The sequence below is a fragment of the Tessaracoccus sp. MC1756 genome, assembly GCF_014164735.1.
Classification (GTDB): Bacteria; Actinomycetota; Actinomycetes; order Propionibacteriales; family Propionibacteriaceae; genus Arachnia.
Map to the genome: position 1 here is coordinate 1,106,608 of NZ_JACJFZ010000001.1, position 21,140 is coordinate 1,127,747.

A 21,140-nucleotide genomic window follows, 5' to 3' on the forward strand; every position below is an offset into this window, starting at 1 on the left:
GGGCTTCTCCGCTCAGAGCGATGCAGCCAGCACCTTTGCCTGTCGTGCAATGGCATCAGTGTCTGCCGGCCTGCCGGGCTCGAACGGCAACTGCAGCCGGTCCTTGTTCTTGTCGCGGTAACGCGGGATCACGTGCAGGTGGAAATGAAAGACGGTTTGCCAGGCCGCCTCGCCGCTGCAGTTCAGCAGGTTGACGCCGTCGGCGCCGAGTTCGGACACCATGACTTTGGCGATCCGCTGCGCAGCGAGCGTGGTGGCCGCCAGATCGTCTCCGGCGATCTCCATGAGATCGGCGGTGTGCCGCTTCGGGATCACCAACAGGTGGCCCTCCGAACCGGGATCGATGTCCATGAAGGCGAACGTCGTGTCATCCTCGGCGACCTTGGCGCACGGGACCGCCCCGGCCACGATCCCGCAAAAGATGCATGCTGTCATGGGGACGATGCTAGCCACCTCCACGAGATGCCGGGGCCGTCGGACCCCCCAAGAAGTTGCGTGAGAAGATGATGTGAAACTGAGGAGTTTCCATGCAGATTCTGGCGCCATGTGCCGGCCATGTGATCGCGATGCGCGACGTAGATGACCCTGTCTTCAGTGAGCAGATCGTCGGTCCCGGCGTGGGGATTGAGCCGCTCGCCGGTCCCGCGCAGATCCTTGCTCCTGCCGACGGACGGCTGCTGAAGGTCGACCCCCATGCGTTCATCCTGATGGTCGACGACAGCGTCGGCATCCTCGTGCACATCGGGATCAACACCGTGCAACTCCACGGCGACGGCTTCGAGGTCCTCGCATCCAGGGGCGACTCCGTCAGCGCGGGCACGCCCATTGTCGCCTGGAACCCGGATGACATCGATCAGCCAGGAGTCTCCACGACGGTGGTCGTCGCCGTCATGGACCACGCACCGGATTCTGTGACGGGCGCGGCGGTCGGGGCCGACGTGGCTGTCGGCGATCCCCTGTTCACCGTCTGATCCACGGTCACCAGCAGCAGTAGCCGCCGTCGACCAACAGATCTGCACCAGTGATGTAGCTTGCGGCAGGGCTGAGCAGGAACAAGACGGGCAGGGCGATCTCGCGGGGTTCGGCCAGTCGTCCCATGGGTGTGGAGTCCCGCCATATTGGCAGGAGGTCGCCCACGCGCTCCGGAGAGTTCATCGGGGTGGCGGTATAGCCGGGGCTGACCACGTTGACCCTGATCCCGTTGCGCACCCACTCGACGGCCAACGACTTCGACAGGTGCACCACCCCGGCCTTCGCCGTGTTGTACGCGGCCTGATCGTGGTCCCGATTCGCGATGGTGGCGGAGATCGAGGCGATGTTGACGATCGCGCCGCGCCCGTTGGCGATCATCGCCCGGCCTTCTGCCTGGCAACACCAGAACAGGCCGTCCAAGTTGGTCCCTTGGACAGAGCGCCAGAACTCGGGCGTGATGTCCAAGGCCGGTGTGGGCCCCGCGATGCCGGCGTTGTTTACCGCGAGCGTGAGCGGCCCGAGTTTCGCCTCGATCTCAGCGACTGCGTGGGCTGCTCGATCCGGATCACGGACATCCCAGGCCACCGCCAGCGCCACTCCCCCAGCGGCCTCGATCAACGCGACCGTCTCCGCAAGGGAGTCCTCTTGACGCGCCGTCACAGCGACTCGGGCACCAGCCTCCGCCAGAGCCACGGCGATCGCTTGGCCGATCCCCTTCGACGACCCGGTGACGACGGCCACCTCACCGTCGACGCGAAATCCCGGCGATCCAGTCATCTCCCGACCCTCCCTCGTTGCCTTGAGCCTAGCCCGGCCCAGCCGGAGAAAGGCGAAACCCCACGGCACCGGGGTGGCGGGGGGTTTCGTTGCAGCCTGCGCACTCTCAGAAGTTGATCATCTGACCCGCGATGCCGTGGGCGGCCTCCTTCATGGCCTCTGACAGCGTGGGGTGCGCGTGGATGTTGTGGGCGATCTCCTCAGCAGTGAGGTCGTACGCCTGGGCCAGGGTGAGCTCCGGGAGCAGTTCCGTGACATCGGGGCCGATCATGTGGGCGCCGAGGATCTCTCCATAGGTGGCGTCCGCGACGATCTTGACGAAGCCGGTGGCGTCGCCCAGGCCCCAGGCCTTGCCGTTGGCGGCGAAGGGGAACTTCGCGACCTTGACGTCATAGCCCTTGTCCTTGGCCTGCTGCTCCGAGTAGCCGAAGGAGGCGATCTGCGGCTGGCAGTAGGTGGCGCGCGGAATCATCTCGTAGTTGATCGGGTGCGGGTGCTCGCCGGCGATCTGCTCGGCGGCGACGATGCCCTGGGCCTCTGCGGCGTGGGCGAGCATCATCTTGGCGGTGCAGTCACCGATGGCGTAGATGTGCGCCACGTTGGTGGTCATGAAGTCGTCGATGGCGATGGCGCCGCGCTCGGTGAGCTCGACGCCGGTCTTCTCGAGGCCGTAGCCCTCTGTGCGGGGGGCGAACCCGATCGCGGAGAGGAAGCGGTCTGCCTCCAGCACCTGCTGGTCGCCACCCTTGGCGGGGCTGACCGTGACGCGCACGCCGGAGCCGGTGTCCTCGATGGATTCGACCTTGGTGGAGGTCAGCACCTTGATCCCGAGCTTCTTGTAGGCCTTCGCCAGTTCCGTGGAGATCTCCGCGTCCTCCGTCGGGACCATCCGATCCAGGTATTCGACGATCGTGACATCGACGCCGTACTGGCTCAGCACGTAGGCGAACTCGGTGCCGATCGCGCCGGAACCGCCGACGATGATCGAGCCGGGGAGCGAGTCCGCGAGGATCTGCTCCTCGTAGGTCACGACGTTGGCGGAGCGCTGGGTGCCGGGCAGCATGCGGGTGACGGCGCCGGCGGCGATGATGCAGTTCTTGAAGGAGACGATCTGCTTCTCCCCGCCGTCCTTCTCGACCTCGATGGTGTTGGCGTCCGTGAAGGTGCCCCAGCCGTCGATCTCGGTGATCTTGTTCTTCTTCATGAGGAAGTGGATGCCCTTGGTCATCCGCTCCGATACCGCACGGCTGCGCGAGAAGGCCTTGCCGTAGTTGAACGTGACCTCGCCCTCGATGCCGTAGACATCGGCCTCATGGTTGAAGATGTGAGCCAGCTCAGCGTTGCGCAGCAGCGACTTCGTCGGAATGCATCCGACGTTGAGGCAGACCCCGCCCCAGTAGCGCTTCTCGATGATGCCGACCTTCAGGCCGAGCTGGGCGGCGCGGATGGCGGCGACATAGCCACCTGGTCCAGCGCCGAGGACAACGACGTCGAATTCAGAGCTCATGAGTGCCACTCTAGTGCTCTTTGATCTTCCCGTGACATCAAACCATCCTCGCGATACTCCGATTATCTCATCGATGAGATAACCTGTGTCGATGAGTGCAGCTACTAGTGAGTCCATCGGCCGGATGATCCGCGACGCTAGATCGTCGCGGGGCTGGTCCCAGCAGAAGCTGGCCGACGAACTGGGCACCGTCCAGAGCGCCGTGCACCGCATCGAGAACGGGCAGCAGAACCTCTCGCTGAGCATGATCGGACGCCTCGCGGAGGCCTTGGAGATGCCACTGATCCAGACCGTGACCGAGGGAACGGTCAACTTCGAGATCGAGGGCGGCAACAAGCTGTCCGGCGAGATCGACGTGCGCACCTCCAAGAACGCAGCCATGGCCATCCTCTGCGCCAGCCTCCTCAACCACGGACGCACCGTGCTGCGGGGCATCGCGCGCATCGAGGAGGTGGACAGGATCTCCGAGGTGCTGACCTCCATCGGCGTCGAGCTGACCTGGATCGGCGACAACGACCTCGAGATCAAGCGCCCCACCCAACTCACCCCCGAAACCATCGATTCCCGTGCTGCCCGCCGCACCCGCTCCATCCTCATGCTGCTCGGGCCGCTGATGCACGAGTTCGATGAGTTCCGCCTCCCCTTCTCCGGAGGCTGCGACCTCGGGGCGCGCACCGTGCACCCCCACATGTCGGCGCTCGGCCGGATGGGACTCACGGTCGAGGCGACGGAAGGTCACTACCACGCCACCATCGGCGACAGGACTGAAGAGCACCGCAGCATCACGCTGATCGAGCGCGGCGACACCGTGACGGAGAACGCCATCATGGCGGCCGCCCGGACCCCCGGCGTCACCACGCTGCGCAACGCCTCGGGAAACTACATGGTGCAGGACCTCTGCTTCTACCTGCAGATGCTGGGCGTGCGGATCGACGGCATCGGCACCACCACCCTGTCCATCACGGGCGTGGACCGCATCGAAGCCGACGTGGAGTACCACATCTCCGAAGACCCCATCGAGGCCATGAGCCTGCTCACCGCCGGCATCGTGACCCGCTCCCAGATCACCGTGCGCCGCTGCCCCATCGAGTTCCTCGAGGTGGAGTTCGCCGTCCTGGACGAGATGGGTCAGGTTCTCCAGCGCTCTGCCGAGTACCGCAGCCGCAACGGTCAAACCCGCCTCGTCGACGTCACGGTCATCCCGTCAGACCTGACGGCGCCGCTGGACAAGATCCACCCCATGCCGTTCCCCGGCCTCAACATCGACAACCTTCCGTTCTTCGCTGTTATCTGCGCCACGGCCTCCGGCCAGAGCGTCATCTATGACTGGGTCTACGACAACCGGGCGATCCACCTGAAGAAGCTCTCCGAGTTCGGCGCGAACATCCAGTTGATGGACGCCCACCGCCTGCTGATCATCGGCCCGACGCGGTGGCGCGGCCGTCGGATCGAATCGCCCCCGGCGCTTCGGCCGGCCGTGTGCCTCCTGCTCGCGGCGCTCGCGGCCCGCGGCACCACGACCCTGATGGACGTCTACGTCATCAACCGCGGCTACGAGGACCTTCCCCAGCGCCTCAACAAGCTGGGCGCCAGCATCAACACCTTCTGGGGCGAACCGGCCCAGGTCTGAGTAGACCCCGACGCCGGGCTCCCTCTGCCGAGGGTGCCCGGCGTCGCTGTCTTTCGGGGTGGCGTTCAGAGGCGGGTGGCCATGAAGACGAACCGGGGGTCCACCAGGTCGTTCTGTGCGGCCACGAGGCGCAGTTCCGCGTGGTCTGCCGCCGCCGTCGCCTCCAGCACCGAGTAGACGACGGAGGCCGTCTGGCCCAGCGCATCGCCCGAATCCTGCGTCTTCAGCCACTTCGCCAAGAACACGGCGGTGGTGAGGTCCCCGGAGCCGGTGAAGGTGCGGTCGATGACCGGGGTGGTGACTTCCCAGGCGCCCGAATCGTCGACGGCCACCATCCGCATCACATCGGCCGAGGCGTCGGCCCCGACGACAGAGGTGACCACCACCACCCGCGGCCCCCTCGCCCGCAATTCCTGCGCGGCCTCGATGACGCCGGCCATCGACGTGGTCCGCCGCCCGGTCAGGAACTCCAGTTCGAACAGGTTCGGCGTCATGATATCCACGGCCCCGACGACGTGATCGCGCCAGAACTCGGGGATGCCCGGGCGGGCGTAGAAGCCGCGACCGACGTCGCCCATCACCGGATCAGCGCAGAAGAGCGCCTCGGGGTTCTGCTCCTTGATGAGGGCACCGGCATCCAGGATCACTTTGCCGACCTCGGGCGCACCCATGTACCCGCACAGCAGCGCGTCGACCCTTCCCAGGACTCCCCTGTCGTTGATGCCTTGGACGACCTCCCACACGTCGCCCGCCGGGATCAGCGGACCCCTCCAACTGCCGTAGCCGGTGTGGTTGGAGAAGTTCACAGTGTGGACCGGCCAGACGTCGACACCCAGGCGCTGGAGCGGAAAAACCGCTGAGGAGTTCCCTGCGTGGCCGTAGGCGACGGCTGACTGGATGGACAGGACTGTGGTCATTGGCCCATTTTGACATCCCGGGGCCTCCGTAACCATTTGGGCACGACTGGCGGTCAATCGCATCAGCCGGTGGCGAAACACGTGGTCACCCCATACGATGATCGATTATGGCGGCGGTGTATCCCGACTACCTTTCCCCCGAGTTCGTGGCGATGGCTCATCGAGGCGGGTCGTTCATGACCGCCAATCACGGGATCGAGAACACCACACGGGCCTTCGCCAACGCCGTGGCGCTGGGTTTCCGCTACCTCGAAACCGACGTGCACACCACGAGCGACGGGCACCTCGTGGCCTTCCACGACGTGAGCCTCGGCCGCGTCACAGATGTCGCCGGCTCACTGCGTGACCTCACGTTGGCGGAACTGAGCGAGCTGCGTGTCGGCGACCGCGAGCCCATCCCGACGCTCGATGAACTCTTCGAGACGTTCCCGGACATCAACTTCAACATCGACATCAAGTCCGTCACCGCCGTGGACCCGTTGGTGCAGGCCATCGTCAAACACAACGCGGAGCGACGGGTATGCGTCGGGTCATTCGCCCGTACCCGCATCCGGCGTTTCCGAAGCCTCCTCCCCCAAGTGCCCACGGCAGTGTCACCGACAGGGGTGGCGGCGCTCACCATGGGGGCCATCTCGCCCGGCGGCGACGTGTATCAGGTGCCGCTGCAGCATCCGATCGGCCCGGTGACCGTGGACATCGTCACCCCGAAGAACATCGAGCGCATCCACACCGCCGGCCGGAAGATCCACGTCTGGACCGTGGACGACCCCACCACCATGCACCGGCTGATCGACTGGGGCGTCGACGGCCTCGTCACAGACCGGCCGGACTTGCTCAAAGACGTCCTCCGTGCGCGGGGGATGTGGTCTACTCAGTAGGGAACCTTTCCGGTTCCCGGTTCGTTGAAATTGGCAGACGAGGGAGGGAAGAAGATGGCTGATCGTGCATTGCGTGGCGTCGGTCTCGGCTCGAAGACTTTTGAAGACGAGCAGGGGATCGAGTTCGCAGAACGTCAGAACCTTGGATTCGACTGTCCAAAGGGACACCACTTCGAAGTGACCTTCGCCGCAGAGGCCGAACTCCCCACCGAATGGGAGTGCAAGCAGTGTGGCCTCATGGCCGTACGCTCCGACGGCGTCGTGGGCGAAGAGAAGGTCGAGAAGCCCGTGCGTACCCACTGGGACATGCTGCGGGAACGTCGCTCGATCCCTGAGCTGGAAGACATCCTCGAGGAGCAGCTGGCCAAGCTGCGCGAGTCTGACAGGCTCTACTAGAACTAGACCGACTCTTCATCGTCGAGGTCGCCGCGGATCACGTTTCCGTCGGCGGCCTCGTCGCTTCGTCTCGTGATGCCCGGGATGAGGGTTTCGGCGGAGCGGCCCTCCGCGGTGGCCTCACCCTTGATGACGGTGGGCGCCACGATCGACGTCGGCTTCAGCACGCGTGCCGCCCACCAGGTGATGGCTGATCTGACGAACGGCCGGGTGAAAGGCAACAGAAGCAACAGACCGAGGACGTCCGTGAGAAGCCCGGGCACCGTCAGGAGGATGCCACCCGCCAGCACCAGGCTGGCGTCGGCCATCCGCCCGGTGGGCAGCTGGCCGGAGCGGATCGCCTCGGACAGTGCTGCCCAGGCCTTCCGCCACTCCCGCTGCATCAGGTAGAAACCCAGGAACGTGGTGCCCACCATAAGGACCAGCGTCCACCAGCCGATCTCGCCGGCGACCCAGATGATGGCAGCGACTTCTGCCACCACGAGGAGCAGCAGCACGATGGCGGTGACGCTGAGCGCCATGGCGCCGCGTCTGCCAGCCATTTAGCGGTCCCTGTGTCGTCCGCGCCCGAGGAGGCCGGACAGGGCGCGGCCGAGCTGGCCGAGCCTGTGGTCGATGCCCCACAGGGTGGTGCGGATGAGTGCTTCGACGACGATGCTGCGGTTCATCTTGGAGTCGCCGAACTCGCGCTCCACGAACTCGATGGGAACCTCCACCACTTTGAAACCGTGCTTGATGGCCCGCCACACCAGATCGATCTGGAAGCAGTAGCCCGCGGACGCGACCTCGTTGAGGTTCATGCCGCGCAGCGTGGTGGCGCGGTAGGCGTTGAAACCGCCGGTGGCGTCCTTGACCGGGATGCCCAGCATCAGCCTGGTCCAGAGCGAGCCGCCCTTGGAGATCAGCACGCGCGACGCGGGCCAGTTCACGATCGAGCCACCGCGCACCCAGCGCGAGCCCTTCACCATGTCTGCACCCTCATTGATGGCCTGCAGGAGGCGCGGCAGTTCTTCGGGCTGGTGTGAGCCGTCGGCGTCATGGGACACGAGGACGCCGTAGCCGCGCTCCAGCCCCCACTCGAAGCCGGCGAGATAGGCGGCCCCCAGACCCTGCTTGCCGGTGCGGTGCATCACGTGGACGTTCTCGTCCCCGCCTGCCAGCCTGTCGGCGATCTCACCGGTGCCGTCCGGCGAGTTGTCGTCCGCGATAAGGATGTGCGCGTGCGGCACGGCCTTGCGCAGCCGGTTCGTGATGCTCTCGATGTTCTGCGACTCGTTGTACGTCGGGATGATCACGAGCACCCGGTCGAGCGCGTCAGTGCTGGTCATGTGGCTGTCCTTGGGGTGAGTTGTTCCCGGCAATGCTACCGGCCTCCGGTCCACGGCGACGGTAGGCATAGGCCAAAGCCGCCAGCGTGACGATGAGCGCGGCCCAGGCCGGCGCAGAGCCCATCCTTACCGGCAGGCTGATGCTGTAGCGCAGCGGGACGGTCAGGATGCGGTTGGCCGCCTCGAACTCCGAGGTGAGGTCGTGCACCCGACCCCGCGTGTCGACGAGCCCAGTGAGCGAGTTGAGCGTCGAGACGACCACCTCGCGGCCGGTCTCCATGGCCCGCACCCGGTTGATCACCAACTGCTGGGCGGGCTGGAAGGTGCCACCGTAGGTGTTGGTGTTCGACTGGGACACGATGATTTCGCCCCCGCCGCGCACCGCGTCGTAACTGGTGTCGTCATAGGCGAGTTCGAAGCAGATGATGGTGCCCACCTGGAGGTGCGGGTTCTCTGCGATGGGGGCGTCGACGACCCCAGGTCCCTCCCCCGGGATCGACTGGCGGCCGATCTGACGCAGGATGGGCAACCTGGGCAGCAGCACGTCCCGGAACGGGATCCATTCGCCGAAGGGCACGAGGTCGCGCTTGTGGTAGATGTCTCCGGGCCCGTCCAACGGGTCCCACCAGAGGCTGGACGTCTGGCGGGTGTCCGGTTCGGGGCCGTTCATCACCGCGCCCACGAAGATCGGCACCTCGGCCAACAGCGCGGCCACCTCCACCATGCGCCGGGTCTCCGGATCCAGGATGGGGTCGACGTCCGTCGCGTTCTCCGGCCACAGCACGAAGTCCAGCGTGGGCCACTCGCCGGTGCGGGCCTCAGCCAGCGCGAACACGGTTTCGCTCAGCGCGTTGTTGGTGACTGAGCGGGCGTACGACCCCGTGCCGTGCTCCTGCCGGTTCACGTTGGGCTGCACGACGGCGATCGTGACGGTGGTCTCGGGATCAGCGTGCGGCGCCAGGTTGAGCAGGCCGCCGACGACGAAGATGGCCAGGGCGCCTGCCAGCACCCTGACCCGGCGCTTGCGGTCCACAGCCGCGAAGAGGAGCGAGTTGGCCACCAGGGCGACCAGATAGGACACCCCCGTGACGCCGACGAAACCCAGCCACCCGGACATCGGCTGGTCCACGACTGTGAACCCCAGCCTGGTCCACGAGAAGCCGCCGAACGGGATCTTGCCTGACACGAACTCCATGGCCACCCAGGCTGCGGGCACCAGCAACGGCCAGAACCGAAGCCGCACCAGCCGCGCCACCGCCGAGGCGAGCAGGCCCCACCAGAGCGACAGGAAGGCGACCAGCGCGACACCGACCCAGAAGCCGAGCACCGACACCCACGAGACCGTCAGCACGTTCATGGCCAGACCGATCAGATAGCCATAACCGAACGCCGGCCCCGGGCGGCGCGCCGCCATGAACCAGGTGAACAGCGCCAGGCCCGCGATCGTGGCGGGCCACACGCCCATAGGTGCCTGGCCGGAACCGATCAGCAGGCCGATGCAGACGGCCAGCAATGCTGAGACGCCGACGGGCAGTGCGGGTCGCGAGATCACGCGGGAAGCCTACCCCCAGTCCCCCACTCCCCCGGTGTGCCACCATGGCCGGGTGAGCACGCTGATGATCTTCGACACCTCATACCTGTACTTCCGGGCGTTCTTCGGGGTCCCGGCCACCTTCCACGCTCCGGACGGCCGTCCTGTCAATGCCGTGCGTGGCACGCTCGACTTCATCTCCCGGCTGGTGCAGCAGTACTCCCCCGATGAGATCGCGTGCGCCTGGGACATCAGTTGGCGGCCCGACTGGCGGGTGGAGCTCATCCCCTCGTACAAGGCCCACCGTGTCGTCGAGGTGGCAGGAGCGGAGATCGAACAGGTCGACGACGACCTCACGATCCAGGTCCCCATGATCCGGGCGGCGCTGGATGCCACCGGAATTCCCATCATCGGCGCGGAGGACCATGAGGCCGACGACGTGCTGGCCACGCTCGCCCGCCGGCACGCGGGGACAACGCTGGTGGTCACCGGCGACCGCGATCTGTTCCAGCTCGTGGACCCCCGGACCTCCGTCGTCTACGTGGCTCGCGGCGTGGCCAAGCACGAACTGGTGACGCCGGAGGTGCTCGCCCAGAAGTATGGGCTCTCCGCCGATCGCTACGTCGACTTTGCGGTGCTGCGCGGCGACCCCTCCGACGGTCTTCCCGGAGTCAAGGGCATCGGTGACAAGAGTGCGGCCGCGCTGGTGAACACCTATCCCAGCCTCGAGGCCATGGTTGAGGCCGCCGTCGAGCCGGGATCCGGGATGTCGCCGTCCATGCGGTCCAAGCTCCTTGCAGACGTCGAGTACCTGGTGAAGGCCCGTGAGGTGGTCACCTGTGTGGACACGCTGGATCTACCACTTCTCCAGCGGGGCGCCGTCAACACCGAGCGGGCAACTGAACTGAGCGAGGAATTGGCCCTCGGCGGCTCGATGGAGCGCCTGCTGAAGGTGTTGTCCGCCGACGCCTAACGGCGGGCGTGCAACAGGTAGAGCGACGAACTGGCCGCCCAGTTCGCCGCCAGGTTCCCCAGCTTGTGGGGGTGGCCTTCGGCGTCGAGCGGGATCCGGCGGTCGATGACCATGCCCAGCTTGCTGAAGAGCGGTTCGAGATCCGTGAGCGACGTGTGGTGCACGTTGGGCGTGTCGTACCACTTGAAGGGCAGGTCCTTCGACATCGGCATGCGGCCCCGCATGAGCCGGAGCCTGTTGCGCCAGTGCGCGAAGTTCGGCATGGAGACGATCGAATGCAGCGCGATGCGGCCCATCTCGGTGAGGACGGCGCGGGGCCTGTGCACCGTCTGGAGGGTACGCGACAGCACCACGAAGTCGTAGGAGTCCGAGGCGAACTCCCCCAGTTGGGTGTCCAGATCCAGTTCGATGACGTCCACGCCGCGGCGCAGGCAGTTGAGCACCCGGTCCGGGGCAACATCGACGCCGGTGCCGGTGCAACCCTTGGCGTGCAGCATGGCCAGCAGATCGCCGTTGCCGCAGCCGAGGTCCAGCACCCGGCTCCCCTCCGGGATCAGGGACGTGATGATGGCCAGGTCAGGCCTGAAGAGGCTGGAGGTCACGCGGTCTCCTCTGCGGCCCTGTCCAGGAACGCCCGCACCGTCGCGTGGTAGTCGGGCAGTTCGAGCAGGAACGAGTCGTGGCCCCAGGTGGATTCGATCTCCCGGAACGAGGTGGGGATCCGTGCACCCTCGAGATGCCTCACGATGCGACGGGTGTGCGCGGTCGAGAACCGCCAGTCGCTGGTGAAGCTGATCAACAGGAACTTCACCGGATCCGCAACCAGCCTGTCGAGGGCCGAAGGATCCGAGAAGGCGTCGAAGTAGTCCATGACCCGCGTGAGATACAGGTAGCTCAGCGCATCGAAGCGGCTGAGGAACCGCTCGCCCTGGTACTCCAAGTAGCTCTCGACGGCGAAGTCGATGCCGAAGTTCGGCGACAGTTCGCCGCGTTGGGCGTTGCGCCCGAACTTCTCCTGGAACGCCTCCTCCGAGAGGTAGGTGATGTGCGCCAGCATACGCGCCACGGACAGGCCGATGTCCGGCGCGCTTCCCCGCGAGAGGAACGCACCGTCGTGGAAGTGCGGGTCGCGCATGATCGCCTGTCGGCCCACCGCGGAGAAGGCGATGTTCTGTGCCGTGAGGCGTGAGGACGCGGCGAAGATCATGGCCCGGGAGAGGTCCTGGGGGTGGTCGAGTGCCCACTGCAGCACCTGCATTCCGCCGAGGGAGCCGCCGACGACGGCCGCGAACTTTTCGATGCCCAGATGGCGCGCGAGGCCCCGGTGCACGGCGACGAAGTCGCCCATGTCGAGCAGGGGGAAGTCGAGCCCGTACGGTTCGCCGGTGGCCGGGTTGATCGACGCGGGGCCGGTGGTGCCCTGGCAACCGCCGAGCATGTTGGAGCACACCACGAACCACTGGTCTGTGTCGATCGCCCTGCCCGGGCCGATGAGGTTGTCCCACCAGCCCGGTCTGCTGTCGCCCTCGTGGAAGCCTGCTGCATGGGCGTCGCCCGTCAACGCGTGGCAGATGTAGATGGCGTTGCTGCGCTGGGCGTTCAGCTTGCCGTAGGTCTCGTAGGCGACATCCACGAAGGGCAACGTGGTGCCGCTGCGGGTGGCGAAGCCGTCGTCGAAGAGGCGGGCCGAGTGGGTCTCGACCAGTCCGACGCTGCGAGGGGAAGTCACCGGCCCATTCTTACAGGAACCGGCAACCCACTGCGAGGTGTGGTCACTGTGCTTGTGGGGCGTCGACCCTTCCCGGCGACACGGGGAGCCGCTAGCCTGACGAAGACCACCCAGTTGAGGAGGACCGATGTCTGAAGATCGCCGCCCTGACCCCGCTTCGGAGTCCGTGCCCCTGGTCGACCCCCAGGCCGACGAGGTCGAGGAGATGGACGAGGAACACGCCCATTCCGCCGACGGTGCGATCCCGGAGGACAGCGTCGAGGAGACGCGTGTCCACCAGGAAAACGCACCGCGCGAACAGGTGGGCAACGAAGGCGTTTAGATCTGGTCCAGCGCCTGCGTGAGGTCGGCGATGATGTCGTCGATGTGCTCGATCCCCACCGAGAGTCGCACCATCTCAGCTGGCACGCCCGCCGCGGCCAGTTCCTCGTCGCTCAACTGCGAATGGGTGGTGGAGGCGTTGTGGATCACGAGCGACTTGGCGTCGCCGATGTTGGCCAGGTGACTGAACAACTCAAGTGATTCGACGAACTGCTGCCCTGCCGCCCGGCCGCCGGCGATGCCGAAGGAGACCAGACCGCCGAAGCCGCCCTTGAGGACGCGCAGCGCGATCTCGTGGGTGGGGCTGGACTCGAGGCCCGGGTAGTTCACCCAGTCGACCTTGGGGTGTTCCTCCAGGAAGCGCGCCACCTTGAGGGCGTTCTCGCTGTGGCGCTCCATGCGTAGGTGGAGCGTCTCGACGCCCTGCAGGACCAGGAATGAGTTGAACGGCGATATGGTGGCGCCGGTGTTGCGCATGAGGACGGTGCGCGCCCTGATGATGTAGGCAAGGTTGCCCACGGCTTCCGTCCAGACCACCCCGTGGTAGGCGGCGTCCGGGCCGGTGAGCCCCGGAAAACGCTCCGCGTGCGCGTTCCAGTCGAAGTTCCCGGAGTCGATGAGGACCCCGCCCAGCGAGGTGCCGTGGCCACCGAGGTATTTGGTGAGGGAATGCACGGCCACGTCGACGCCATGGTCGAACACCCGGGTGAGGTGCGGCGTCGGGACGGTGTTGTCGACGATGAACGGCAGGCCCAGTTCGTGCGCGGCGGCGGACCAGGCGTCGAGGTCGACGACGTTGAGGGCGGGGTTGCCCACGGTCTCGCCGAAGACGAGCTTGGTCTTCTCGTCGACGTGCTGGGCCAGTTCCTCCGGCTTGCCGGGGTCCACGAAACGCGCCTCGATGCCGAACTGGGCCAGCGTGTGCGCGAAGAGGGCGAAGGTGCCGCCGTAGAGCGTGGAGAGGGCGACGATGTTGTCGCCCGAGTAGGTCAGGTTGAGCACCGCGTACGTCACTGCCGAGGCACCGGACGCCGTGACCAGTGAGCCGACGCCACCCTCGAGGGCCGTGAGTCGCTGCTCGAGCACGTCGCTGGTGGGATTCATCAGCCGCGAGTAGATGTTGCCCGGCTTCCGCAGCGCGAACAGGTCTGCGGCATGCTCGGCGTCGTCGAAGACGAAGCTGGTGGTCTGGTAGATCGGGACGGCGCGGGAGTTGGTGGTGGGATCAGGCGTTTCCTGGCCGGCATGAACGGCCAAGGTCTCCGGGCGGTAGCTCATGGGTGTTCCTTCAGTCGAGGGTGTGAGCGTGAACTTACTGCCCACTCTCCCGGCAGTGAAGGCATCCCAGTTCGCGGTCAGCGGACACCGGCCGACAACCGCTGTGGCGCACAGGGTGAAGTTAACTTCGGCATCGGCGGAGCGCTCACAAGTAGTGAGCGGATTGGGCGCGGCGTTCACGCCGCGGACGCGGACCAGCGCTCCACAGCGCTCCCAGAAGGGACTTTGTTCGCGGAAATCGCGCAATCAGGGGTCAGGAGGGAGACGATGGCGCCATCCGGTATACGCCGGTCGTTCCCTCCGACGCGAAGGATGTTTTCAATGATGAAACACAGACCATTCCTCGGGATCCTCGCCGCCGTCGCCCTGACGTTGGGCCTGGCCGCGGGCGTGGCCCCTCAGGCGGCCGCTGAGGATCCGCCCCTCACGATAACGCTGACCAGCGTCCCCGAACAGCTCGTCGGCGGCGAAGATGCGACATTGACCTTCTCCATCGACGACCTCACTCCATGGCCGTCCTGTCCGTTGACGTGAACAGTGGTTGGCAGGTCTCCCCCAGCCGACAGTTGGTCGCCCCTGGCGAGACCAGCAAGTCCGTCACCCTCCGCGCGCCCATCAGCGGCGCGGACGCCACGGTCACGGTAGGCCTCTACACGGCCTCCGGCGACTACGCAGCGATGGCGACATCCATCCCGCTGACTCCCGTCCTCGCCCCACTGGACATCCCCGGAGTGGTCGCCTGGGATTCGGCCGAACCTGCCGAAGGCGCGAGCATTCCTGGAAATGGCCTGGTGACCGCGGCGATCGACGGCGACATCACCACCTCCTGGCACACCCAATGGGACGGCGTGAACCCGTCGCACCCCCACTTCATCGTGCTGGACCTGGGATCCGTCCAGACCGTCGACTCGCTCGTCTATGTGCCGCGCAGCTACCCGACGTGCGAGTACCCCAACAATGCGACCGCGTGCAACGGGCAGATCGTTGACTTCGAGCTCTATGCCGGAGCCGGCACCTTCGGTGAGCGCACCGAAGCCGAACTCCGGGGCTACTCCTTCGCTGAGCCGGCGGATGCGACCTACACGCTCATCAAGGCTGGTTCCTTCTCGAGCGCCGACACAACGCCGAAGACGGTCACGTTCGACGAACCCGTCACGACCCGCTATCTCAAGCTCGTTTCGCGCACCGCCGTGCCCGACAACGCCAACGGCGCCGATGACTACCCCGAGGGGCAGCCCTGGGCGCACGCAGCGGAGCTGGAAGCCATCGTCGTGCTCACCGGGTCGTCGCCTGAGCTGGCCGACCTCGCGCCCACTCCGCGCTTCGTCGCGGCACCCGCGGCAGCCGCCGCCGGAGCCTCCGTGGAACTGAGCGCGGGCGGCCTTGAGCCCGGGGAAACTGTCACCGTCACCCTCGGGGACGAGGCTGTTGCTTTCGGCATGGTTGATGAGCTCGGGTTGTTCTTCACGACTCTGGTGCTGCCTGAGGACCTGCCGCTGGGAGCGGTGACGCTCACCGCCTCAGACGGTGCCAACTCGGCGTCGACGGCCCTCACTGTCGTGGACACGACGGCGCCCGCCATCCAGGCCGTCGCGGCGACCTCCGGCAGGGTGGGCACCGCACTCTCCATCGCGGTGAAGGCCACCGACGACTCACTGCCGTTGACGTACTCCGCCGCGGGGCTTCCCCCTGGTGTGCAGATCAATGCGGCCACCGGAGTGATCTCCGGCACGCCCACCGTCGACGGGGTGTTCAACGTGACCGTCACCGTCCGGGATGCCCAGGAGAGTGAGGCCACGGTGTCCTTCAAGGTCACGGTGGCGAAGAAGGCCGCTCCCACCCCGAGCCCCACCCCGACCCAGCCGGCGAAGTTCGTCCGCACGGCGCCGTACACCCTTGAGGGCAAGCACCTGCTCAACGGCCGCAACTGGACGACCACCACCTGCGAGCCGTATTCGCAGACGGAGCGGTGCCGCACCGAGATCTGGGCCACCGTGGTCAAGATGGAGGACGGGCAGTTCGTCCGCGAGTCGGGTTGGGCCTTCAACAACCTCACCTACCTGCCGTACATGACCCGTCAGGCGTGGAAGGGCAACCCCTTGGGTGATCTCGGCTCGACCACGAACGGGGTGTTCACCTCCGGCGGCCGGCAGTGGCGCACCGAGTGTGACACCGCCGCGACGGGCAGGGGCGCGTGCCGCTCCTACACGTGGACGACGGTGTATGCGGCGACGCCCAAGGCTTCGGGCGGCTACGCCTTCAGCCAGTCGAACGAGTGGGTGTTCAACAACATCGTGATGTTCGGAGCCCCCAGTTGGAGGTAACCCTGCGATGAGGTGTCGGAGCCCCCCGAGGACTTGTCCTCCGGGGGCTCCGTCACGAAATGAGCACTCACTCTTGTCATATCCGGTGAAATTGGGCCGGCTGCTTGCAGATGAACGGCCGGTGCCGTGACGATGGGGGAACAAAACCGGTTTATCAAACCGGTTCGCGTCGACGAAAGAGGATGTCGTTCAATGACGAAACGCAGACCGTTCCTCGGGGTTCTGGCCGCCACCGCGCTCATCGCGGGCATGGCGGTCACCGCGGTGGCTCCACCAGCCGCCGCTGCAGACCCCGTCCAGGCCGCCCCGAACGGGTCCCCGGCTTCCATCCCGGGACTTTCGGACTGGACGCCGGGCACCGGCTCGTTCCAGTTCGCATCCGACACCACGGTCGTGGCTGGCGCCGGCGCTGAGGCTGAGGCCGCCAAGATCGCCGTAGACCTGAGCACAGCACTCGACACTGACGTGGTCACGACGACCGGCAGTGCCGGCACCGGCGACGTCGCACTGACCCTGGATGCCTCGCAGACCGACCTCGGCGATGAAGGTTATCGGATCGAAGTGGGCGAAAGCATCGCCATCACGGCCGCCACCGAGGCTGGTCTGTTCTACGGCGGGCAGACCGCCGTCCAATGGGCCGTGCTGGCTGGCACCACGTCGGCCATTCCGGCCGGCAGCAGCGTGGACATCCCCGCCTACCCCATCCGCTCGGTCGGCATCTGCGCATGCATCGTCAACATCTCCATGGAGAAGTTCGAGCAGGTCATCAAGGAGATGGCCTACTACAAGATGAACGAACTGTGGATCGAGCTCAAGGTCGAGTCCGAGGCCTACCCCGAGGCCACCTTCTGGTCGTACTACACCAACGAGCAGGCGGCCCACCTGGCCGAGTTCGCTGCGCAGCACCACGTAGAGCTGGTCCCCGAGGTCAACTCCCCAGGCCACATGGGCCCGTGGCTGCAGAACCTCCCCCACCTCCAGCTCGTCAACGCCAGCGGCGTACGTCAGCCGACCCAGCTCGACATCTCGAAGCCCGAAGCCCTCGACGTGGTCAAGAACCTCGCCTCCGAGTACATCGAGAAGTTCGGTCTGGACTGGTATCACATGGGCGCTGACGAGTACCTCCTCGGCTCTGGCTCGTTCCAGAACTATCCGCAGATCATCGCGGCTGCCCGGGAGAAGTTCGGTCCCACTGCGACGGAAAGCGATCTCGTCGTCTGGTTCATCAACCAGATCAACGCACACGTCAAGGCTGAGGGCGCGAACTTGCGCATCTGGAACGACGGCATCCCCGCTCAGGACAACCTGGTCGCCCTCGACAAGGACGTCATGGTCGAGTACTGGTACTCCTACGGACGCACCATGGAAAAGACGCTGAGCGACGGAAACGACATCGTCAATACCGACAGCAGCCTCTACTTCACCCGCAACGGGGCATGGGGCTCCGCTGAGGCGCGCTGGAACCAGAGCTGGACCCCGCATATCTACAACGGTCGCGCCATCGATGACTCGGCGACCACGGGCAAGATACTGGGCGGCAAGATGGTGCTGTGGCCGGACAACGGTCCCGGCACCACCGAAAACGCCCTCTTCGCCCAGATCCACGAGACCCTGCGTTACCTCGCTCAGGCCACGTGGAGCATCGATCGGCCGGCCGCCACCTACGCGGCGTTCAAGCAGCTCGGACAGGAGCTGGGCGACGGCCCCAACACCCTGTCGGTCGACTACGCACCCCTCGTTCCCGGGGACTACGGGGTCCGGGTCGGCAATGCCAACCTGACCGCCGGTTCCGCGGTCACCATGACTGACACCGCCTCGACGTGGAACTTCACCTCAACCGCGGACGGCTACTACAAGATCGCCCAGGGTGATCAATGCCTCGCGATGGCTGAGGGTGACTCGCTCAACCTGAGGGCCCCTAACACCTTCGGGCAAGTGCCCACCATGACCACCTGTACCTCGACGCCACGTGAAGCGGGCAACCTGCAGAAGTGGTGGATCCGCCAGGTCGACGGTGGTTTCACGATCGCCAACGCGATTTCCAACATGCCGCTCGTGGTGGACGGCCCCGAAGTGGCGCAGCAGGATCCTAACCACCACGAGGCAACCGTCTTCGCCCTGGTTGGCGACGGCGTCGCCACCACGGCTGGGTCGCTCGGCCGAGTGCTCGCAGGTGTCACCGCACGCGTGCCCGTCACGATCCGCAACCTTGAGGCCGCAGCGGTCGGCAACGTCGTTGTCACCCCCGTCGTGCCTGAGGGCTGGCTGGTCGACATCGAGGAGGCTCAGGTGGGCGACCTCGCCGCTCAGGGCGAGCGTGACCTGACCTTCCGCATCACCCCGAACGCCGGCCCCTCCGGCGCCGAGGCGCTGGAGTTCGTGACCTCGTGGACCGACAGCAGCGGTGAGGAGCGGCAACGCACCACCAGCGTGCCGCTCAACTTCTCGTGCACGGCCAACGTCACGTCGCCCAGCGAGGTGGTGCGGGTCTCGAGTGAGCAGAATGACTCTTCTGAGCGAGCGCCTGCTGTCAATGTCATCGACGGCAACGGCAACACGTTCTGGCACACGCAGTGGAACGGCGTCGAACCCGCCCATCCGCATCAGCTGGTCGTCGGCGTGGCGAACGCAGCGGACATCTGCGCGGTGACGCTCACCCCCCGCCAGGGCGTCTCATCCGGGGCGGTCAACGGCCAGATCAAGGGATTCGAGATCTACGCCACCAACGACCGCGCCGTCGCCACCACGACCACTGGCACTCCCGGCGCGGTGCCCGCAGGTTGGACGAAGGTTGCGGAGGGTGAGCTGCCCGCCGGCCAGTCGCCGCAGTGGATCCCCTTCACCGAATTGGTTCGGGCCCAGTACCTCCTGCTGGTGTCGAAGTCGGCGCAGAACCCGGCCCATCCTTGGACGACGCTGGGTGAATTCTCGGTCGATGTCGCAGGCGCGGACACCAACGCGCCGGTCGTCATGGTGGACTCCGCCACCGTGGAGAGCGGCAAGCCCCTGTCGCTGGCGGTCAGGGTCGCGGACGCCTCTCCGGTCACCTTCGCCGCCACCGGGCTGCCGACCGGGCTCCAGATCGATGGCGACGGCCTCATTTCGGGTACGACGACCACAGCTGCAGGTGCGTATCCCGTCCAGGTCACCGTGACTGACGCTCAGGGTCTGAGCACCACGGTGGAGCTGACGCTCACGGTCACCCCGAAGGCGTCTCCTTCGCCGTCACCGACACCCTCCGCGTCGCCGTCACCTTCACCGACACCGACCCGGCCCTCCCCTCGGCCGACACGGACGGCAACGCCGCCCGGCGGCAAGTTCATCCGCACGGCCCCGTACACGCTGCCGGGCGCACATACGTTCAACGGTCGTCAGTGGAACACGTCGTGTGAGCCGTACTCACAGACGGAGCGTTGCCGCACGGAGATCTGGGCGACAGTGGTGAAGATGGAAAACGGCCAGTTCGTGCGGGAGTCGGGTTGGGCGTTCAACAACCTGACCTACCTGCCGTACATGACCCGTGAGTCGTGGAAGGGCAACCCCCTGGGTGATCCGAGCTCGACCACGGCTGGCGTGTTCACCTCTGGTGGGCGTCAGTGGAAGACCGAGTGCGACACGGCCGCCACCGGTCGGGGCGCGTGCCGTTCCTACACGATGACGACGGTGTACGCCGCAACTGCGAAGCAGTCGGGCGGCTACGCCTTCTCGCAGAGCAATGACTGGGTGTTCAACAACATCGTGATGTTTGGTTCGCCCGCGCAGCTGTAACGGCCAGTCTCTCCTGAGAGTTGGGCCCCCGGTCGTTTCCTCGGCCGGGGGCCTCCTCATGCCGTCCACTCCCCTCAGCTGTGGGTGGGGTCGGCCTCCGCCAGAAGAACGCGCGCCAGGTCATCGGGGCGGCTGGCCTGCGGCCAGTGGCCGGAATCCAGTTCCACGTACGCAAGGTGCCGGACCTTGGGCAGCTCCGACACGGGCGCGAAGCCCTGCGAGATCCAGTTGCGCACGTCGGCCTCCGAGAACTCGGGGCACACCATGACAACGGGCACGTCGTAGCGCTTCGGGTTGCCCAGCGACTGCGTGCCGAGGGCGTAATCGGCAGGGGCCGGAGACATGTGGCCCTCGAGCCAGGCCCGGTCCCCCTCGCTGAGGTCGGCGATGTCCGGGCCGTCGAATGGTTGCCAGCCGGGGAAGGGCAGGACGCCGTCGTCGTTGGTTTCGAAGCCGTCCAACAGCATCATGCCATCCGGGATGGGGAAACCTCCCAGCAACAGCACCCTGGCCGTGCGGTCAGGCCGGCGATCAGCTGCTGCCCAGGCGGCGGCGCACGCGGCTGAGTGACCGACGAGCATGGCGGGACCGCTGGCGCTGTCGATCTCCGTGACGATGGCCGCGACGAGGTCGGCGTAGGTGACGTGGCGGGGGTCCGCGCCATCGTGGCCTGGCGGTGTGATGGCGGTCACGCGGTGACCGGCCTTCAGCAGGGCGGGGGTGACGCGCTCCCAAGAGGAGCCGTCCAGCCAGAGTCCGGGAATGAGAATGATGTCCATGGGGAGCTCCATCGGGTTCGGTGACCTGCTAG

At 66.3% G+C, this 21,140-nt stretch carries 20 protein-coding genes; 9 read left to right on the forward strand and 11 right to left on the reverse strand.

Annotated features, from left to right (window positions below; all coding sequences use genetic code 11):
- Positions 1-12: 12 nt before the first annotated feature.
- Positions 13-435, reverse strand: coding sequence for an HIT family protein (locus H5393_RS05170; protein ID WP_182764640.1), 423 nt, complete (start codon positions 433-435; stop codon positions 13-15).
- A 92-nt stretch (positions 436-527) separates the two neighbouring features.
- Here H5393_RS05170 and H5393_RS05175 point away from each other — a divergent pair, with 92 nt between their 5' ends.
- Complete coding sequence (locus H5393_RS05175) at positions 528-971, forward strand: PTS glucose transporter subunit IIA (RefSeq protein WP_182764641.1); 444 nt, start codon at positions 528-530, stop codon at positions 969-971.
- 7 nt (positions 972-978) lie between these two features.
- On the opposite strand, the gene H5393_RS05180 is transcribed toward H5393_RS05175, so the two are convergent.
- Together H5393_RS05180 and lpdA are read right to left on the reverse strand one after the other, a co-directional pair.
- Positions 979-1,749 (reverse strand): SDR family oxidoreductase, encoded by a 771-nt coding sequence (locus H5393_RS05180; protein WP_182765705.1) that lies wholly within the window; start codon positions 1,747-1,749, stop codon positions 979-981.
- Between the two features lie 106 nt (positions 1,750-1,855).
- On the reverse strand, positions 1,856-3,256 hold the full coding sequence (lpdA, locus tag H5393_RS05185) for a dihydrolipoyl dehydrogenase (protein WP_182765706.1): 1,401 nt from the start codon (positions 3,254-3,256) through the stop codon (positions 1,856-1,858).
- A 91-nt stretch (positions 3,257-3,347) separates the two neighbouring features.
- Here lpdA and H5393_RS05190 point away from each other — a divergent pair, with 91 nt between their 5' ends.
- Positions 3,348-4,886: a UDP-N-acetylglucosamine 1-carboxyvinyltransferase gene (locus H5393_RS05190; RefSeq protein ID WP_182765707.1), complete on the forward strand. Its 1,539-nt coding sequence runs from the start codon at positions 3,348-3,350 to the stop codon at positions 4,884-4,886.
- 65 nt (positions 4,887-4,951) lie between these two features.
- Here H5393_RS05190 and pdxY read toward each other — a convergent pair whose 3' ends face one another.
- Complete coding sequence (gene pdxY, locus H5393_RS05195) at positions 4,952-5,803, reverse strand: pyridoxal kinase PdxY (protein WP_076058855.1); 852 nt, start codon at positions 5,801-5,803, stop codon at positions 4,952-4,954.
- A gap of 152 nt (positions 5,804-5,955) precedes the next feature.
- On the opposite strand from pdxY, the gene H5393_RS05200 reads away from it, so the two are divergent.
- Both H5393_RS05200 and H5393_RS05205 read left to right on the forward strand, forming a co-directional pair.
- A complete protein-coding gene (locus H5393_RS05200; RefSeq protein WP_255436343.1) occupies positions 5,956-6,681 on the forward strand; it encodes a glycerophosphodiester phosphodiesterase in 726 nt (241 codons plus the stop codon).
- Positions 6,682-6,735: 54 nt separating this feature from the next.
- On the forward strand, positions 6,736-7,077 hold the full coding sequence (locus H5393_RS05205) for an RNA polymerase-binding protein RbpA (RefSeq protein ID WP_182764647.1): 342 nt from the start codon (positions 6,736-6,738) through the stop codon (positions 7,075-7,077).
- A gap of 2 nt (positions 7,078-7,079) precedes the next feature.
- On the opposite strand, the gene H5393_RS05210 is transcribed toward H5393_RS05205, so the two are convergent.
- Genes H5393_RS05210 through lnt form a run of 3 tightly spaced genes read right to left on the reverse strand, consistent with a single transcriptional unit; the run spans position 7,080 to position 9,957 of the window.
- The gene (locus tag H5393_RS05210; RefSeq protein ID WP_182765709.1) at positions 7,080-7,619 is read right to left on the reverse strand and encodes an FxsA family protein; all 540 of its coding nucleotides are present in this window, start codon (positions 7,617-7,619) and stop codon (positions 7,080-7,082) included.
- The gene (locus H5393_RS05215) at positions 7,620-8,405 is read right to left on the reverse strand and encodes a polyprenol monophosphomannose synthase (RefSeq protein ID WP_182765710.1); all 786 of its coding nucleotides are present in this window, start codon (positions 8,403-8,405) and stop codon (positions 7,620-7,622) included.
- On the reverse strand, positions 8,392-9,957 hold the full coding sequence (lnt, locus tag H5393_RS05220; protein WP_182765711.1) for an apolipoprotein N-acyltransferase: 1,566 nt from the start codon (positions 9,955-9,957) through the stop codon (positions 8,392-8,394). The genes H5393_RS05215 and lnt overlap by 14 nt, the downstream gene beginning before the upstream one ends.
- A 52-nt stretch (positions 9,958-10,009) precedes the next feature.
- Between lnt and H5393_RS05225 the strand changes: the two genes are divergently transcribed.
- Positions 10,010-10,909, forward strand: a complete 900-nt coding sequence (locus H5393_RS05225) for a 5'-3' exonuclease H3TH domain-containing protein (protein ID WP_370585931.1) — start codon at positions 10,010-10,012, stop codon at positions 10,907-10,909.
- Here H5393_RS05225 and metW read toward each other — a convergent pair.
- Complete coding sequence (gene metW / locus H5393_RS05230; protein WP_182765712.1) at positions 10,906-11,511, reverse strand: methionine biosynthesis protein MetW; 606 nt, start codon at positions 11,509-11,511, stop codon at positions 10,906-10,908. The genes H5393_RS05225 and metW overlap by 4 nt on opposite strands.
- Positions 11,508-12,638: a homoserine O-acetyltransferase gene (locus H5393_RS05235; RefSeq protein ID WP_182765713.1), complete on the reverse strand. Its 1,131-nt coding sequence runs from the start codon at positions 12,636-12,638 to the stop codon at positions 11,508-11,510. The genes metW and H5393_RS05235 overlap by 4 nt, the downstream gene beginning before the upstream one ends.
- A gap of 127 nt (positions 12,639-12,765) precedes the next feature.
- Here H5393_RS05235 and H5393_RS05240 point away from each other — a divergent pair, with 127 nt between their 5' ends.
- Entirely contained in the window at positions 12,766-12,960 is a 195-nt protein-coding gene (locus H5393_RS05240; RefSeq protein WP_182764652.1) for a hypothetical protein, read from the forward strand.
- On the opposite strand, the gene H5393_RS05245 is transcribed toward H5393_RS05240, so the two are convergent.
- Entirely contained in the window at positions 12,957-14,237 is a 1,281-nt protein-coding gene (locus H5393_RS05245; protein ID WP_182765714.1) for an O-acetylhomoserine aminocarboxypropyltransferase/cysteine synthase family protein, read from the reverse strand. The two genes, H5393_RS05240 and H5393_RS05245, sit on opposite strands and share 4 nt — an antisense overlap.
- A gap of 321 nt (positions 14,238-14,558) precedes the next feature.
- On the opposite strand from H5393_RS05245, the gene H5393_RS05250 reads away from it, so the two are divergent.
- From H5393_RS05250 to H5393_RS05260, 3 genes are all read left to right on the forward strand, one after another.
- Entirely contained in the window at positions 14,559-14,771 is a 213-nt protein-coding gene (locus tag H5393_RS05250; RefSeq protein WP_182765715.1) for a hypothetical protein, read from the forward strand.
- The gene (locus tag H5393_RS05255; protein ID WP_182765716.1) at positions 14,747-16,561 is read left to right on the forward strand and encodes a putative Ig domain-containing protein; all 1,815 of its coding nucleotides are present in this window, start codon (positions 14,747-14,749) and stop codon (positions 16,559-16,561) included. Before H5393_RS05250 ends, H5393_RS05255 begins: the two co-directional genes overlap by 25 nt.
- Before the next feature lie 192 nt (positions 16,562-16,753).
- On the forward strand, positions 16,754-20,329 hold the full coding sequence (locus H5393_RS05260) for a family 20 glycosylhydrolase (protein WP_182765717.1): 3,576 nt from the start codon (positions 16,754-16,756) through the stop codon (positions 20,327-20,329).
- A gap of 74 nt (positions 20,330-20,403) precedes the next feature.
- On the opposite strand, the gene H5393_RS05265 is transcribed toward H5393_RS05260, so the two are convergent.
- Positions 20,404-21,108, reverse strand: coding sequence for an alpha/beta fold hydrolase (locus H5393_RS05265; protein ID WP_182765718.1), 705 nt, complete (start codon positions 21,106-21,108; stop codon positions 20,404-20,406).
- Positions 21,109-21,140 lie beyond the last annotated feature (32 nt).